This is a genomic window from Pseudomonas orientalis (genome assembly GCF_002934065.1).
Lineage (GTDB): Bacteria > Pseudomonadota > Gammaproteobacteria > Pseudomonadales > Pseudomonadaceae > Aquipseudomonas > Aquipseudomonas orientalis_A.
Genome location: NZ_CP018049.1, coordinates 1533352 through 1549793 on the forward strand (window position 1 = coordinate 1533352; position 16442 = coordinate 1549793).

General features: G+C 61.9%; 15 protein-coding genes. 9 read left to right on the top strand and 6 right to left on the bottom strand.

The annotated features are described in order from the left end of the window. Positions 1 to 100: 100 nt before the first annotated feature. Positions 101 to 1156, bottom strand: a complete 1056-nt coding sequence (locus BOP93_RS06810; RefSeq protein WP_104502008.1) for an alkene reductase — start codon at positions 1154 to 1156, stop codon at positions 101 to 103. Between the two features lie 132 nt (positions 1157 to 1288). Next, a complete protein-coding gene (locus BOP93_RS06815) occupies positions 1289 to 1609 on the bottom strand; it encodes an ArsR/SmtB family transcription factor (RefSeq protein ID WP_065897035.1) in 321 nt (106 codons plus the stop codon). A 154-nt stretch (positions 1610 to 1763) separates the two neighbouring features. Between BOP93_RS06815 and BOP93_RS06820 the strand changes: the two genes are divergently transcribed. After that, the gene (locus BOP93_RS06820; protein WP_104502009.1) at positions 1764 to 2348 is read left to right on the top strand and encodes an ACP phosphodiesterase; all 585 of its coding nucleotides are present in this window, start codon (positions 1764 to 1766) and stop codon (positions 2346 to 2348) included. Positions 2349 to 2461: 113 nt separating this feature from the next. On the opposite strand, the gene BOP93_RS06825 is transcribed toward BOP93_RS06820, so the two are convergent. Both BOP93_RS06825 and olsB read right to left on the bottom strand, forming a co-directional pair. After that, the gene (locus BOP93_RS06825) at positions 2462 to 3253 is read right to left on the bottom strand and encodes a lysophospholipid acyltransferase family protein (protein ID WP_104502010.1); all 792 of its coding nucleotides are present in this window, start codon (positions 3251 to 3253) and stop codon (positions 2462 to 2464) included. Further along, positions 3253 to 4008: an L-ornithine N(alpha)-acyltransferase gene (gene olsB / locus BOP93_RS06830; RefSeq protein ID WP_065886188.1), complete on the bottom strand. Its 756-nt coding sequence runs from the start codon at positions 4006 to 4008 to the stop codon at positions 3253 to 3255. Before olsB ends, BOP93_RS06825 begins: the two co-directional genes overlap by 1 nt. A 185-nt stretch (positions 4009 to 4193) precedes the next feature. Between olsB and BOP93_RS06835 the strand changes: the two genes are divergently transcribed. The 4 genes from BOP93_RS06835 to BOP93_RS06850 all read left to right on the top strand — a co-directional run bounded on the left by BOP93_RS06835 (position 4194) and on the right by BOP93_RS06850 (position 7486). Continuing rightward, positions 4194 to 5267, top strand: a complete 1074-nt coding sequence (locus BOP93_RS06835; protein WP_104502011.1) for a serine hydrolase domain-containing protein — start codon at positions 4194 to 4196, stop codon at positions 5265 to 5267. Further along, complete coding sequence (locus tag BOP93_RS06840; RefSeq protein ID WP_104502012.1) at positions 5264 to 5578, top strand: amidase; 315 nt, start codon at positions 5264 to 5266, stop codon at positions 5576 to 5578. The genes BOP93_RS06835 and BOP93_RS06840 overlap by 4 nt, the downstream gene beginning before the upstream one ends. Positions 5579 to 5748: 170 nt before the next feature. Continuing rightward, on the top strand, positions 5749 to 6327 hold the full coding sequence (locus BOP93_RS06845) for a YceI family protein (RefSeq protein ID WP_104502013.1): 579 nt from the start codon (positions 5749 to 5751) through the stop codon (positions 6325 to 6327). 1 nt (position 6328) lies between these two features. Then, complete coding sequence (locus tag BOP93_RS06850) at positions 6329 to 7486, top strand: phospholipase D-like domain-containing protein (protein ID WP_104502014.1); 1158 nt, start codon at positions 6329 to 6331, stop codon at positions 7484 to 7486. Positions 7487 to 7630: 144 nt separating this feature from the next. On the opposite strand, the gene bglX is transcribed toward BOP93_RS06850, so the two are convergent. Next, the gene (gene bglX / locus BOP93_RS06855; RefSeq protein ID WP_104502015.1) at positions 7631 to 9922 is read right to left on the bottom strand and encodes a beta-glucosidase BglX; all 2292 of its coding nucleotides are present in this window, start codon (positions 9920 to 9922) and stop codon (positions 7631 to 7633) included. Between the two features lie 238 nt (positions 9923 to 10160). Between bglX and BOP93_RS06860 the strand changes: the two genes are divergently transcribed. From BOP93_RS06860 to BOP93_RS06875, 4 genes are all read left to right on the top strand, one after another. After that, entirely contained in the window at positions 10161 to 10772 is a 612-nt protein-coding gene (locus tag BOP93_RS06860) for a LemA family protein (protein WP_065886194.1), read from the top strand. 18 nt (positions 10773 to 10790) lie between these two features. Beyond that, positions 10791 to 11543 (top strand): TPM domain-containing protein, encoded by a 753-nt coding sequence (locus BOP93_RS06865; RefSeq protein WP_104502016.1) that lies wholly within the window; start codon positions 10791 to 10793, stop codon positions 11541 to 11543. A 31-nt stretch (positions 11544 to 11574) separates the two neighbouring features. Further along, the gene (locus tag BOP93_RS06870) at positions 11575 to 12192 is read left to right on the top strand and encodes a TPM domain-containing protein (protein WP_104502017.1); all 618 of its coding nucleotides are present in this window, start codon (positions 11575 to 11577) and stop codon (positions 12190 to 12192) included. Between the two features lie 220 nt (positions 12193 to 12412). After that, the gene (locus BOP93_RS06875; protein WP_104502018.1) at positions 12413 to 13630 is read left to right on the top strand and encodes a class I SAM-dependent methyltransferase; all 1218 of its coding nucleotides are present in this window, start codon (positions 12413 to 12415) and stop codon (positions 13628 to 13630) included. 145 nt (positions 13631 to 13775) lie between these two features. Here BOP93_RS06875 and BOP93_RS06880 read toward each other — a convergent pair whose 3' ends face one another. After that, positions 13776 to 16334, bottom strand: a complete 2559-nt coding sequence (locus tag BOP93_RS06880) for a TonB-dependent receptor (RefSeq protein WP_104502019.1) — start codon at positions 16332 to 16334, stop codon at positions 13776 to 13778. Between the last annotated feature and the right edge of the window lie 108 nt (positions 16335 to 16442).

The window sequence follows — 16442 nt, forward strand, 5'->3', positions numbered from 1 at the left end:
GGGCTTGCTCCCGATAGCGGTGTGTCAGTCACTGAAATTTTGACTGAAGCACCGCCATCGGGGGCAAGCCCCCTCCCACATTGTTGTGTGTTTTGGTCAGTTAAATCGGCAGCGTCGGATAATCGATATAACCCACCGGACCTTTGCCGTAGAAGGTTTCCGGGTGCGGCTCGTTCAGCGGCGCATCGGCCTTCAGGCGTGCCGGCAGGTCCGGGTTGGCAATGAACGGTATGCCGAAGGCCACCGCATCGGCCTTGCCGGCGGCCAGCCAGGCGTTGGCGCTGTCTTTGGTGAAGCGTTCGTTGGCGATGTACATGCCGCCGAAGGCTTTTTTCAGTTGCGGGCCGAGGCTGTCGGCGCCTTCTTTTTCACGGGAACAGATGAAGGCGATGCCACGTTTGCCCAGTTCGCTGGCGACGTAGGTGAAGGTTTCCGCCAGGTTGTCATCGCCCATGTCGTGGGCGTCGGCACGCGGTGCCAGGTGCACGCCCACGCGGCCGGCGCCCCAGACTTCGATGGCGGCGTCGGTCACTTCCAGCAACAGGCGCGCACGGTTTTCCAGGGAGCCGCCGTATTGGTCGGTGCGCTGGTTGGTGCTGCTTTGGAGGAACTGGTCGAGCAGGTAGCCGTTGGCACCGTGGATTTCCACGCCGTCGAAACCGGCGGCCTTGGCGTTTTCGGCGCCGGTGCGGTAAGCGTCGATGATGTCGGCGATTTCAGCGGTTTCCAGGGCGCGCGGGGTGGGGTAGTCGGCCAGCGGGCGCACCAGGCTGACGTGGCCTTTGGCCTGGATCGCGCTCGGCGCCACCGGGGCCTCGCCATTGAGGTACGACTCATGGGAGATGCGGCCGACATGCCACAGTTGCAGGAATATCTTGCCGCCCGCGCCGTGTACCGCCTTGGTGATGTTGGCCCAGCCACGCACCTGGTCGTTGGACCAGATGCCCGGCGTGTCCGGGTAACCCACACCCATCGGCGTTACGGAAGTGGCTTCGCTGAGGATCAGCCCGGCAGACGCGCGCTGTACGTAATACTCGGCCATCAGTGCGTTGGGCACGCGGCCTTCATCGGCACGGCAGCGGGTCAGCGGCGCCATGATGATGCGGTTCGACAGTTCGAGGTCGCCCAGTTTTATCGGATCGAAAATAGTCGTCATGGGAAAGTACCTTCTCTTCAAGTTGATCAGTTGGTCGCGGGGGCCAGGTCGGCATTGCCGTTCTGGCGGAAAGTAGTCAGGGTCACCAGCAGCGCGAGAATCATGAGCAATGAGAGCGGCATTCTCGGCTCCTTATTGCGGCGCAGGGGCGCTGAGTTCGCTGATGAGCGCTGCGAGGAAGGCTTGGATCGTTTCTTCGTTGCGTCTGAAAAAGTGCCACTGTCCGGCTTTCTGGCTGGTGATCAGGCCCGCCCGTTGCAAGGTCGCCAAGTGGGCCGACACGGTCGACTGGGACAAGCCGCAGCGCTGGTCGATCTGCCCGGCGCAGATGCCGTATTCGTGGTTGTGCAGTTGTTCGGGAAACTGCACTTTCGGGTCTTTCAGCCAGGTAAGGATGTCTCGTCGTACTGGGTGGGCCAGGGCTTTTATTATTTCGTCGAGGTCGATGGACATGGCAGGGGCTCGGTGTCGTAAAACGTTATATCGCGATGAGGCGAACTTTAAATCGTCATATCCCGATATACAAATATGATTTTGATCTGATCTCTGCACGAATCGGTATATCGGGTTATAACGATATGTTGGTCGCAGTGGTAGACTGCGCGCCATGAATTATCTCGCACATCTGCACCTGGGCGGCCAACGGCCTGCGCAATTGCTGGGCAGCCTGTATGGCGACTTCGTCAAAGGCCGCCTGCAGGGCCAGTTCAACCCGCAAATCGAAGCGGCGATCCAGTTGCATCGCTCGATTGACCGGTTCACCGACAGCCACCCGTTGGTAGGGGCGGCGTTGTCGCGCTTCAGCCTGACCCGCAGGCGCTATGCCGGAATCGTGCTCGACGTGTTTTTCGACCATTGCCTGGCGCGGGATTGGGCGCTGTATGCCGACCAGCCCCTGGAGCGCTTCACCGCGCAGGTGTACCGCGTGCTCGCCGCAGAACCCGCGTTGCCGGGGCGGCTGGCGCAGATTGCGCCGTATATGGCGGCGGATGATTGGCTGGGGTCTTATCGTGAGTTTGCGGTGATGGAGCAGGTATTGCGCGGGATTTCGCGGCGGTTGACGGACTCTGAAGCGCTGGGATTTGCGATGCGTGAGTTGCGCGAGCTTTACGAGCCGTTGAGTGAAGATTTCCGGGTTTTCTACCCCCAATTACAGAGCTTTGCACGTATCCAGCTGAACACTGAGATCTAAAATGTGGGAGGGGGCTTGCCCCCGATGGCGGTGTGTCAGTCACTGTCTGTAGTGACTGAACCACTGCTATCGGGGGCAAGCCCCCTCCCACATTTGGAGTGTGTTCACAGCATTCAGGCGGCGAATGCTGGTCGCACATGCGCCTGCTCACTCTCCGGCAAAGGCCCGAACAACGCCTTCTGCACCGCCTGCTGCGCCTGATATGCCAATGCTGCGCGTTCCTGCCCGGCGCAGGCAATCGGCTTGAGCAGATGAATCTCCACATCGCCCTGGTCGTTGGAAAACAAGCGCATCAGGTGCGACAGCAAATCATCATCGCCAATGAACGGCGCCAATGAGTCCACCTCACCGTCGCGCAGATACCGTATGGCCACCGGTTGCAGCGACACATCCGCATCGATCGCACTGGCCAGCAAGCGCCCGTGAAAGGTACGCAGACTGCGCCCGTCCGTGGTGGTGCCTTCCGGAAACATCAGCAGCGGGTGGCGTTGCTCCAGATGACGGGTCATCTGCTTGCGAATCAACTGGCTGTCACCCGCGCCGCGACGAATGAACAGACTCCCGGCCTTGGCCGCCAACCAGCCGGCCACCGGCCAGGTGCGCACTTCGGCCTTGGACAAAAACGACATCGGCGCCACTGCGCCCAGCAACGGAATATCCGTCCAGGACACATGATTGCTCACCCACAGCATCGGCGTTTGCGGCACCTCGCCGTGCACCGTCACGCGAAAGGGCAGGGCATTGGTCAGCCGTGCCATGAAGAACCGCGACCAACGCTGGCGCCGCACCATCGAGTTGGCCACCCCCAGGCGTTCGAACAGGCCAAACACACTGGCCATGCTCAGGCCCAGCGCCACCACCACCAGCACCCGGGCGATGCGCCCGTACACGCGCAGGCGGTCCATCACATCGCCGCCTTGAAGTGGCGCGCGTAGCGCGGGCACAACTGATCGCGCTTGAGCAGGATGAACACGTCGGCCACCTGGAAGTCTTCGTCCCAGCACGGTTCGCCGCAGATCTTCGCCCCCAGGCGCATATAGGCCTTGAGCAGCGGCGGCATTTCGGCGATGACGTTGGAGGGCAGGTCCAGGGCCGGCAGGGGTTTTTTCGGCTCGGCGCGCAGATGCTCGTTGCACAGGTAGCGCTCGCGCAGACGCTGCATGATCGCGTGGGCCTGGATGCCGCCATCGTGCATCGGGATACTCGCGCAGCCCATCAGGTAGCTGTAGCCACCCTGGTTGAGCACCTCGGCCAATTCACCCCACAACACTGCGATGGTGCCGCCGTTGCGATAGGCCGGGTCGACGCAGGTGCGGCCGATTTCCAGGATCGGGCCCTGCAAGTGCAGCAAGCCATGCAGGCTGAACTCTTCCTCGCTGTAGAACCGGCCCAGGGTGCTGGCGGCCTGGTGGTCGAGCAAACGCGTGGTAGCGACGAGCCGACCGCTGTTCAAATCCCGCACGCCGATGTGGCTGCAGTGAACATCATAGTCATCCATGTCCAGACCCAGTTCCGCGCCTTTCAGCTTGGCGTTGAACTCGCCGCTGAACACGTTGAACCGCAGGGCCTGGGCTTCCTGCAAGGCCTGTGCGCCTACCAGGCGTTCGGCTTGCAGGCGGCGTTCATTGCCTTTGTCGCTGATGCGGGCGATCTGAGTCATAGCGAGTCTCCGAGTGCCGGCCAGGTTGCGGCCAGTCGACTTTGTTGTCCAAAGTCAGGCTATGTAGCCTCGGTGTCATCTCCATGAAGTTACGGTGACGGTTGGGTGACAAGCCTCATGTCGCAAATCTGTCATGGGCCTGCGCTAGGCTCGCGGGCTTGAATGCCCCCCTTGAGTTTGTGCCCATGGTCCGAGGCCTGTTGTGCGTTGTTGTGCTGTTCGTCACCGTTACTGCCCGCGCCGAAGTCTGGCCCGAAAAGGAGTGGGCCCTGGGCCCACCCCTGGCAGGTCCCGCCTTCGATGCGCTGAACGCCTACGCTTTCCCGCCCCGTGACGACACCAGCCGCCAAGGCATTCGCACCGACGCGCTGCTGGTTATTCGTGACGGCGTGATCATCTATGAACGCTACGCCGCACCCACCACCGTCAGCACCCCGCACCTGACCTGGTCGGTGAGCAAAAGCCTGATGGCCACGGTGCTCGGCGTGGCCTACGGTGAAGGGCGCTTCAAGCTCACCGACCCCGTTGCGCGCTTCTATTCGCCGATGAAACAGCACCCCAAGGTCAGCATGGCCGACTTGCTGCATTGGGCTTCGGGGTTGGATTGGCAGGAGGACTATGAATACGCCCCGTTGAAGTCTTCTGTCGTGGCGATGCTTTACACCCGTGGGCGTGGGGATATGGCGCAATTTGCCGCCGATACCGAGGCCGCCGCCGAACCCGGCCGGGCGTTTCGCTATTCCAGCGGCGACAGCAACATTCTGTCTGCTGCGCTTAAAGGGATGCTCGGCCACAAGGCGTACATGAGCTATCCGTGGGATGCGCTGTTCAAGCCATTGGGCATTCGCAACGCGACGTGGGAAAGCGATGCCGACGAAACCTTCGTCGCCTCGTCCTACGCCTACCTCACCGCTCGCGACCTGGCGCGGGTCGGCTTGCTGATGGCGCGGGACGGGCGCTGGGGTGAGCAACAGTTGTTGCCCAAAGCGTGGGTGGCCTTCAATCGGCAGCCATTCGACAACTACAAAGCGGGCCAGGATGAAGCTGTGCCCGGCGGCCAATGGTGGCTCAACAAGGGCGTCCCCCAACCCTGGCCCGACGCACCGGCCGACACCTTCGCCGCACTGGGACACTGGGGCCAGGCGCTGTTTGTGCTGCCCGACGAACACCTGGTGATCGTGCGCTACGGCGATGACCGCGACGGCAGCTACCGGCATAACGAACTGCTCAAGCGCGTGCTGGCGGCGGTGCGGTCATGATTCGCCGTCGCCCGTTTACCAGCCTGTTTGTGCTGCTGTTGCTCGCCCTGCTGGGCTGGATCTGGCACGAACGCGTCAACCTGCAAGCCTTCCCCGACATCATCGCGGCGTACACGGCCAAGGAGTATTGCTCGTGCCGGTATGTGCAGAACAACCCGGCGCAGTATTGCCTGGGGTATGTGAAGCAGTACGTGCCGACCAGTGCGTTTGTCGACACGCCGGAGCGCAGTGAAGTGACGGCGAGTGGGTTGGGGCGTACGCATACGGCGCGATGGTTAGGTGATCGCCAAGGCTGCCGCCTCAACCCCTGACACACCAAAGATTCTCTGTGGGAGGGGGCTTGCCCCCGATGGCAGAGTGTCAGTCACTGGATGTATTGCTGATCCACCGTCATCGGGGGCAAGCCCCCTCCCACATTGGATTTGCGCCGCTTGGGAGATTGCGCTTAAGGTTCGCTCAGGTTTTTCCCCGCGAGTCTTAAATGTCAATCAAACCCTTGGCCTTCGCCCTCTTGGCCGCCGCAGCCGTGCCTGCCCACGCCGACTGGTACCTGGATAACGAATCCTCACGCCTGTCCTTCGTCACCACCAAAAATACCGAGATTGCAGAAGTGCACCGCTTCCTGGTGCTGCACGGCAAGGTCGACGGCCAGGGCGCGGCCCAGGTGCAGGTGGAGCTGGAGTCGATCAACAGTGGCATCCCGCTGCGTGACGAGCGCATGCGTAAGCAACTGTTCGAGATCAAGCAGTTTCCCGAAGCGTTGATCAGCACCCAGATCAACCTGCAGCCGATCAATGATTTGGCGTCCGGCGCGCAATTGGAATTGCGCCTGCCGCTGAGTATCACCTTGCATGGCAAGACCCACACCTACAACGCCGAGCTGCTGGCCACGCGTCTGGATGATCGGCGCTTTCAGGTCGTGACCCTGGAGCCGGTGGTGGTGCGCGCCGAAGATTTCGAGCTGCAACCCGGCGTGGCGGCATTGCGCAAAGCGGCGGGGTTGAAGTCGATCAGCTTGTCGGTGCCGGTGGGTGCGGTGCTGATCTTCACGGCGCGCTGACATGGGCGGCGCGGTGTTCCCGTGGCGCAGCGCCAACCGCTTCGAGTTGTTGATCGACGGCCCGAATTTTTTCCCGCAGATGCTGGTGGGCATTGCCCGCGCCGAGCGGCAAGTGGATCTGGAGCTGTATCTGGTGGAAGCCGGGGCCTGTGCCGAAGCGATGGTGCAGGCGCTGGTACTCGCGGCTGAGCGCGGGGTGCAGGTGCGCTGCCTGTTCGATGATTACGGCAGCCTGGCGTTTACCCTCGGGCTGCGCAAGCGGTTGACCGACGCGGGTGTGCAGCTGCGTTTCTATAATCGCCTGAGCTGGCGGCGCTGGATGCGCAACCTGTACCGCGACCACCGCAAGCTGCTGCTGATCGACCAGGACGTCGCGGTGATCGGCGGGACCGGCGTTACCGATGAATTCTGGACGCCTGGGCAAGACACGGCCGACTGGCATGAGGTGATGGTGCAGATCAGCGGCCCGCTGGTGCTGGACTGGCAGGCTTTGTTCGACCGCCAATGGCACGCCAACGCGGCACGTCGAGAATGGAAACCGGCGACCCATTTCGGCCTGGCGCGGTTGCCCAAGGTGCCTGCGACCGGGCCGGGGCTTGGTCGCGTGGCGTACGCCGACGCCCGTCAACACCGTGATATTTTGCAGTCGTTGATTCGCGGCTTGAACAGCAGCAAAGGGCGCATCTGGCTGGCGACGCCGTATTTCCTGCCGACCTGGAGCGTGCGCCGTGCCTTGCGCCGTGCGGCCGGACGCGGTGTGGATGTGCGCTTGCTGCTCACCGGTCCGCGTACCGATCATCCGTCGGTACGTTACGCCGGCCATCGTTATTACCCGCGTCTGCTGCGTTCAGGCGTGCAGATCTTTGAATACCAGCCGTGCTTTTTGCACCTGAAGATGGTGCTGGTGGATGACTGGGTCAGCATTGGCTCGTGCAATTTCGACCACTGGAATCTGCGCTTCAATCTGGAAGCCAACCTGGAAGCGCTGGACCCTGAATTGACGCAGGCGGTGGCGGGCAGTTTCGAGCGTGATTTTGCGCAAAGCCAGGCGGTCAGCCTGGAGGCCTGGAAGGCGCGGCCATTGTGGCGGCGGGTGAAGCAGCGGGTGTGGGGGTGGATTGATCGGTTGGTGGTCAATCTGCTGGGCCGACGCGGCTAGTTGTATCACCTCAAATCAAATGTGGGAGGGGGCTTGCCCCCGATAGCAGTGGGTCAGTAACAAATATGCTGACTGATCCACCGCAATCGGGGGCAAGTCGAATCGTCGCACCGCCCCTCCCACATTTTTTACTGCATTTGAGGTTTAGAGCAGTTCAAAGCTCTGCTGCTGCACATCCTGGGAATCCAGCCCGATCTGTACATTGAACTCACCCGGCTCTGCGGCGAATTTGAGCTGGGCGTTGTAGAACTTCAAGTCTTCCTCGGTAATGGTGAAGTGCAAGGTGCGTTCTTCACCCGCCTTGAGCATTACTTTCTGGAAGTTCTTCAGCTCTTTCACCGGGCGGATCATCGAGCCGGCCACGTCCTGGATATACAACTGCACCACGGTTTCGCCATCCACTTTGCCGGTGTTTTTCACGGTGACGCTGGCGTCGAGCTTGCCGGTCTTGTTCAGGGTGGTGGACGACAGCGCCATGTCCGACAGGCCGAACGTGGTGTAGCTCAGGCCATAGCCAAACGGGAACAGGGGGCCGGTGGTGTCATCGAAGTACTGCGAGGTGTAGTTGCCCGGCTTGCCCGGCGTGAATGGCCGGCCGATGCTCAGGTGGTTGTAGTAGGTGGGAATCTGTCCCACGGAGCGTGGGAAGGTGATTGGCAGCTTGCCCGACGGGTTGTAGTCACCGAACAGCACGTCGGCGATGGCGTTGCCGCCTTCGGTCCCGGAGAACCAGGTTTCCAGGATCGCGTCAGCCTGTTGGTTCTCTTCGAGAATCGACAGCGGCCGGCCGTTCATCAGCACCAGCACCAACGGCTTGCCGGTGGCCTTGAGGGCCTTGATCAGGTCGCGCTGGCTTTGCGGGATGTTCAGGTCGGTGCGGCTTGACGACTCGTGGGACATGCCACGGGACTCGCCCACGGCCGCGACGATCACGTCAGCATTCTGCGCAGCCTTCACCGCCTCATCGATCAGCACCTGGGCCGGGCGCGGGTCATCCACCACTTCCGGGGCATCGAAGTTGAGGAAGTTGAGGTAGTCGAGCACCGCCTTGTCGCCGGTGATGTTGGCGCCACGGGCGTAGAGGATCTTGCCCTTTCCGCCGATCACGGCGTTCATGCCGTCCAGCAGGGTCACCGACTGTTCCGGCTTGCCGGCCGCCGCCCAGCTGCCCATCATGTCGATCGGGGCCTTGGCCAGCGGGCCCACCAGGGCGATGGTCGCGGATTTTTTCAGGGGCAGGGTCTGGTTGTGGTTCTTCAGCAGCACCAGGCTGCGGCGCGCGATGTCGCGTGCATCGGCACGGTGCAGGCGGCTGTCGGCATAGGTGTCGGCCGGGTCGTCCTCAGCCTTGCCTATGCGCAGGTACGGGTCCTTGAACAGGCCCATGTCGTACTTGGCGCCGAGCACTTCGCGCACGGCATTGTCGATGTCGCTCTGTTCGATCTCGCCGGACTTTAGCAGCCCCGGCAGTTCCTTGCCGTACAACGTGTCGTTCATGCTCATGTCGATGCCGGCCTTGATCGCCAGCTTGGCGGCTTCACGCCCGTCCCTGGCCACGCCGTGCTTGATCAGTTCGAAGATCGCGCCGTGGTCGCTCACGGCCAGGCCCTTGAAGCCCCAGTCCTTGCGCAACAGGTCGTTCATCAGCCAGGTGTTGGCGGTGGCGGGCACGCCGTTGATCGAGTTGAGCGCCACCATCACGCCGCCTGAGCCGGCCTTGATCGCCGCGTGGTAGGGCGGCAGGTAGTCCTGGTACATCTTGACCGGGCTCATGTCGACCACGTTGTAGTCGCGGCCGCCTTCCACCGCGCCGTACAGGGCGAAGTGCTTGACGCTGGCCATGATGCTGTCGGCATTTGCGGCGCTGGCGCCCTGGAACGCCTTGACCATCACTTCGGCAATGCGCGACACCAGGTAGGTGTCTTCGCCGAAGCCTTCGGAGGTGCGGCCCCAGCGCGGGTCACGGGAGATGTCGACCATCGGCGCGAAGGTGATGTCGAGGCTGTCGGCGGCGGCTTCCTGGGCGGCGATGCGCCCGGAGCGGCCGATGGCGTCCATGTCCCAGCTGGAGGCCAGGGCCAGGCTGATCGGGAAAATCGTACGATGGCCGTGGATCACGTCGTAGGCGAAGAACATCGGGATCTTCAAGCGGCTGCGCATGGCCGCGTCCTGCATCGGACGGTTTTCCGGGCGGGTGATGGAGTTGAAGGTGCCGCCGATGCGGCCGGCGGCGATTTCCTTGCGGATCAGCTCGCGGGGCATTTCCGGGCCGATGCTGATCAGGCGCAACTGGCCGATCTTTTCATCGAGGGTCATCTGCCTGAGCAGGTCGCTGACGAAGGCGTCCTTGTCTTTAAGCGCAGCAGGCTTTGTTTCTGCCCATACGGGGTGGCTGGCCAGAGTGGCAACAAGGCCGAGCAAACACAGCTTCTTCATGAATATCCTTTTTCGGCTCACTGCACAGCGGTCAGGCTGATCGGCCAAAATGTGGGGAGCGTCTATTGTTGTTCGGGTGTTGTTCAGATAAATGCAGCACACTCTGAACTCTTTTTCGCGCTGGGCATCTTTGTAGCTGATTGGCTCGAAGCATTCCAGTGGTGGCGGATTATGCCCCAAGCGCGTGGTTTATAGGGTTAGTCATCACATTCCATCCAGATTGGGCAGGAGAAACACCATGCAAGCAGCACAAGGTTACCGCTGGGGCTTGAAAGCCGCGGCGCTGTTATTGATCAGCAGCGTGCTGAGCGGTTGCGGCATCAACAACATCCCGACCCTGGACGAACAGGCCAAGGCCGCCTGGGGCCAGGTGCAGAACCAGTACCAACGCCGTGCCGACCTGATTCCCAACCTGGTGGAAGTGGTCAAGGGCTACGCTGCCCACGAGCAGGATACCCTTACCGCCGTGATTGAAGCGCGGGCCAAGGCCACCTCGATCCAGGTGGATGCGAGCACCCTCGACAACCCGGAAAAACTCAAGCAGTTCCAGCAAGCCCAGGACGGCCTGAGCGGCGCACTCAGCCGTTTGATGGTGGTGTCCGAGCGCTATCCGGACCTGAAGGCCAACCAGAACTTCCTGGCCCTGCAATCGCAACTCGAGGGCACGGAAAACCGTATCGCCGTGGCCCGTCGCGACTTTATCCAGGCCGTGCAGACCTACAACACCGAGATCCGCACGTTCCCGGGTCGCCTGTGGCACAGCGTGATGTACAGCGACTTGCCGATCCGCGCCACGTTTGAAGCCACCAGTGCCGATGCCGATAAGGCGCCGCAGGTGAAGTTCAAATAACGCTGCCTTGAGGTGTCGATGCGTTTATTACGGATAGGCCTGGCGCTGTGGCTGCTGGGCTGCGTGGGCCTGGCCCAGGCGGCCCTGACCTTCCCGGCCTTGACCGGGCGGGTGGTGGACAACGCCCAGATGATCGACCCGGCGGTGCGCGAGCAACTGACCCAGCAATTGCAGGCGCTGGAGCAGACGTCCGGTGACCAGATCGTGGTGGTCACCGTCCCCGACCTGCAGGGCGTGCCGATTGAAGACTACGGTTATCAATTGGGCCGCGCGTGGGGCATCGGCCAGAAGGGCAAGGACAACGGCGCGCTGTTGCTCGTGGCCCGCGACGAGCGAAAGTTGCGCATCGAAGTCGGCTACGGCCTGGAAGGTGTGCTGACGGATGCGCAGTCCTGGGTGATCATCAATCAGGTGATTGCGCCCAAGTTCAAGGCCGGCAATTTCAGCCAGGGCATCAGCGACGGTGTGGCGGCTATGATCCAGGTGGTCGGCGGTGAACCGCTGGCCGTGCCGGCCCGGGTGGCGGATCCGTGGTCCGCCCCGAAGGACAATCCCGCGCTTTCCATCGGTTTCTTCATCCTGCTGATCGGCGTGTTGTGGCTGTGTCATCGCATGGGCCTGCCGGTGGGCACTATCCTGCTGGTTATCCTCAGCCTCATCGGGCGTGGTGGGGGCGGTGGCGGTGGCGGCGGTAGTGGGGGAGGCGGCGGCGGTGGTTTCCGCGGCGGCGGTGGCGGTTTCGGCGGTGGCGGGGCTTCGGGCGGCTGGTAATGACAATAACGAAAATAGAGCATCTACAACCATGGCATTACTGACTGAACACGAGCAGCGCCAAGTGGCCGAGGCGATCGCCCGGGTCGAGCAACAGACCGACGCCGAACTGGTCACTGTGCTGGCTGCGCGCGCTGATGACTACGCCTACATTCCGTTGCTGTGGGCCAGCCTGATCGCATTGGTGGTACCCGGGGTGGTGCATTACTTGTCGGGCTACCTGACCATGTACACCTTGTTGCTGGCGCAGTGGGCGACCTTCATTGTGCTGTGCCTGGTGTTTCGCTTGCCCAAGGTCACCACCCGTTTGATCCCGCGCTCGGTGCGCCATTGGCGCGCCTCGAACCTGGCGCGCCGTCAGTTCCTCGAGCAGAACCTGCATCACACGCTGGGCAGCACCGGGGTGCTGATTTTTGTCAGCGAGGCGGAGCGCTATGTGGAAATCCTGGTGGATGACGGCATCTCCAAGCGGTTGGACGACAGCAACTGGGATGGCATCGTCAAGGCGTTTACCCAGCAGGTGAAGCAGGGGCAAACGCTGGTCGGGTTCATTGCGTGCATCGAGGCCTGTGGTGAATTGCTCAAGGTGCATGTGCCGGTGACGCAGACGCGCAATGAGCTGCCCAACCGCCTGGTCGTACTCGAATAACCAGGGCAACACCGTTCTAAATGTGGGAGGGGGCTTGCCCCCGATAGCGGTGTGTCAGCCAGCCTAGCTGTAGCTGACCCACCCTCATCGGGGGCAAGCCCCCTCCCACATTTGGATATACCTTGGCTGTTGGAACTGACCACTGGTCAAATAACTCCGTGCCGTTGCGGGTTATCCCCCCTAAAATGCCCGGCATTCTTTGCCCGAGGCGTTTTTGTTCATGTCCGTCACCGCTCAACCCGCCAGCTCTGCACCGGATCATCATGCCCAGTTCATCGAACTGCTGACCGCAAGCCTGGCGCATAACGCCTTTATCAAGCTGGTGCTGGCCAAGTACGTCGGTGATGAAGCCGAACTGCAGCGGCTGATCATCAAAGCGGTCACCGTCAAGGAACAGCCCTGCCTGTCCTTCGTCTACCGCTACAAGACCCGCGACATCACCAAGAACCTGGCGCTGGCCGACGGTGTGGCGGCGATTGCCGAGCTGCTGCCGGCCTCGTTCAAGAACGCGCACCTGTTGTCGCTGACTGACGAAGCCCAGCTGGAATACAGCAAGAAGAACAAAAGCTCGCTGTTCAAAAGCAAGCCGCAGCAATTGCGTGAGGCGCCATCGGCCGAGCATAACCGCGAGAAAAATCGCTTCCTCGACCTGAGTCGGCCGTTCCTCGCCGACCTGGGCGTGACCGACGCCAGGCAGGCGCTGATCCCGTCGATGTCGCGCAAGTGGAAGCAGATTAACAAGTTCATCGAAGTGTTCAGTCATGCGCTGACGTCGTCGCCGTTGCAGCTCGACCAACCCGTACGCGTTGCCGATTTCGGCTCGGGCAAGGGCTACCTCACGTTTGCGATCCACGACTACCTGCGCAACACGCTCAAGGCCGAAGGCGAAGTGACCGGTGTCGAGTTGCGCCAGGACATGGTCACCCTTTGCAACGAAGCGGCCGCGCGCCTGGAGCACCCGGGGCTGGTGTTCAAGTGCGGCGATGTGCGCAGCGTCGCGCCGAGCCGGCTGGACGTGATGATCGCCCTGCATGCCTGCGATATCGCCACCGATTATGCGATTCACACCGGTATCCGTTCCGGTGCGTCGATCATCATGTGTTCACCGTGCTGCCACAAACAGATCCGCCTGCAGATCCAGAGCCCGGCGCTGCTCAAGCCGATGCTGCAATACGGCCTGCACCTGGGCCAACAGGCGGAAATGGTCACCGACAGCCTGCGCGCCTTGTTTCTCGAAGCCTGTGGCTATGAAACCAAAGTGTTCGAGTTCATCTCGTTGGAGCACACCAACAAGAACAAGATGATCCTGGCGATCAAGCGTGCCGAGCCTTTGGACAACGCGCAGCTATTGGTGAAAATCCAAGAACTCAAGGCGTTCTATCACATCACCGAACACTGCCTGGAAACCCTGCTGCGCGCCGATGGTTTCTTGGCCTGAACATAGGCCCCATGTGGGAGGGGGCTTGCCCCCGATAGCGGTGCATCAGCAACTCATCCAGTGACTGACACTCTGTCATCGGGGGCAAGCCCCCTCCCACATTTAGACTCCACTTGGCTTGAAGACGGGTGTTCAGGTGTAGCAATCAGAAGAACCGCGTCACGCTGATCTTCGCATCGCGCCCCTTGGTATAGGCGCGGTCGCCGCTCAACGCCGGGCGGAAGTTTTCGTTGAACAGGTTGTCCACGGTGAAGTTCACCTCGGTGCCTTTCAGATACGCTTGCTGCGGTGTCCATTTGGCGAACAGGCCCTGGGTGTTGTAGCGCTTGTTGCCATACTGGTCGTAGAACAGATCGCCGACCGCGGAGCCCGGGCCGCCGGAATAGTTGTCGCTGGGCAGGCGGTGGGTGGCGCCGATGAACTGGCCCATCCAGCCTACCTGGGCATCCCAGGCCGGAATGTGGGTACCCAGCACCAGCACCCATTTGGTCGGCGGGATATCCCGCGCTGCCACGTCCGGGCCCCAGGGGTTGGTATAGGCGCCTTCGTGCTGGCCTTTGGCATAGGCGAATGACACCGAGCCGAACACGTAGGTAGAGTTATAGATCGACTCCACTTCGATGCCCTTGATCGTCAGGCCGCCGATATTGCGGTAGTTGGACATCGCCCCCGCTGGGCAGGCGGAGCCAATCGTGCCGCCGTTGACGGCCTGGTTCCGGCACCCCACGCCGGTGGCCTTGAAGATTTCGTCTTCGACCTTGTTGTGGAACAAGGTGGTGCGCAATTGCAGGTTGTCATCCTGGGCGACGAGATTGTCGAAGTGAGTGATGTTGCCCAGGGTAATCGAGGTGATGCGCTCCGGGTCCAGGTCCACGCTGGTGGCGGTGCGGCTGCCCAGGCCCTGCACTTCGTATTGCTCGTCGATCACCGGCGCACGCCAGGTCTGGCTCCAGTTGGCGAACAGGCCGACATTTGGCGTGACGGTCCAGAACAGCGCCAGGCGCGGCGACCAGCCGGTGTAGGTGCGGTCGCTGTAGTCGTGGCCGATCGCAGGGTCAGGGTTGTTGTAGTACGGCGCATCATTGCCTTCGCCCCGGTTGCGCACATGGTCGTAGCGCAGCGACGGGGTGATGGTCAGGTCGCCCAGGGTCACCGCGTCCTGGATGAAGAAGCTGTTGGTGTCGACCTTGCCGTGGGGCATGAAGCCTGGCTGGAAATGGCCGTAGTTATAGCGCGGCGTATTGTAGGTGCTGCCGGGCATCCACATTTCGGTATCGCGCACGTGCTTGCGTACCTGCCCGCCGACTGTCAGCGCATGCTGCAGGGGGCCGGTGTCGAACAGGCTGACGTTGCGGATATCCAGATGCTTGTCGGTGTAGGCGGTGTCCATCTTGCGCCCGCCGGTGGCCAACTGGAAAAACGCGGTGGCGTCACGCTCGTCGCTTTGTTCGGTGTTGGACTGGGAGTACTTGACGGTCACGTCCACCAGCGGGTTGTCCAGCGGCTGGTAGTGGTACTTGCCCGACCAGGTGGTGTCGACGGTATCGCGGTGCGCCAGAAAGCGCTTGAGTGCACCTTCGTAACCGTAGCGGTCGATGTTGAGCTGGGTCGGCGGTGTCGGGTAGCTGGCGGCGGAGAAGGGCGTCCAGCGGTTGCTGTGGGAGCGCGAGTAGGACAGGCCGACACTGTGCTCCTCGGTGAAGTAAGCGTTGACCTTGAACAGCTTGCCGTCCACATCCTGGGCGCTGTTGGGCAAGCGTTGAGGATTGATCGGGTACTGGTTGTTCTCGTTGGGCAGCTTGGCGGCCACCTTCATGTCGCCGCCGTCGCGTTGGGTCAGATAGGCCAGCGCATCGAAACGGCCGTCGTCGGTGCGGCCGTACACGGCACTGCTGTAGACCTGTTCATGGTCGTTGCTCGAGTAGCCGTATTTGAGCATTGCGCCGCTGTTGCGGCCGTCCTTGAGCAGGTCCGGGGCATCCTTGGTGGTCATGTTGACCGTGCCGCCAAAGCCGCCGTTGCCGGTGAACGGTGAGTTCGGGCCTTTTTCTACCTCAATGCTCTTGATCAGCTCGGGCTCGATAAAGACGGTGCCCTGCTGGTAGCGCTCGAAACCACTCTTGGTCGCGCCATCCACGGTCATCGGCACGTCTTCGGCATCGCCGAAGCCACGGATGTTGATGGTTTGGCCGCCGGGCTTGAGCGAGCCGCCCTGGCTCACGCCGGGCAGGGTCTGCAACAGGCTGGGGATGTTATTGGACTGGTAGCGGTCAATGTCGGCCTGGGTCAGGGTGGAGCGGTTGACGGTACTGGAGTCCACTTCGTTGCCGGTGCCGATCACGCTCGAGGTATCGAGCTGGATTGCGCGGCCTTGCGTGGTCCTGGCCGCATCGGCGCGCACCACGTAGGTCGTGCCAACCTTGATCAGGGTGAAGTCGGCGCCTTTGAGCAGGCTGCGAATCGCCTCTTCTGCGCTGTACTCCCCTTTGAGAGCCGGCGCCTGCACATGCTTGAGCAACGCCTCATCGAACAGCAGCTGGATCTTCGCCTGCCGGGCCACCTGGCTCAGGGAGGTCGCCAACGGCTGGGCCGGCAGTTGCAGCGTGAATGACTCGGCCTGGGCGCTGACGCTGAACGCCAGGCAGGTGGCAAGCAGGGTCGGCCGTAGAAACAGGTGCGAAGCAGGGCAAGGCGCGCGAAACATGAGATCCCCCGGTGCGGCTAAATAGCCAAAAAGGTGTGCGTATCAAACGCAGACGGGAGGAAGACGGGGCACGCAAAAAAATCCACACATGCGAATGCAAAATATTCT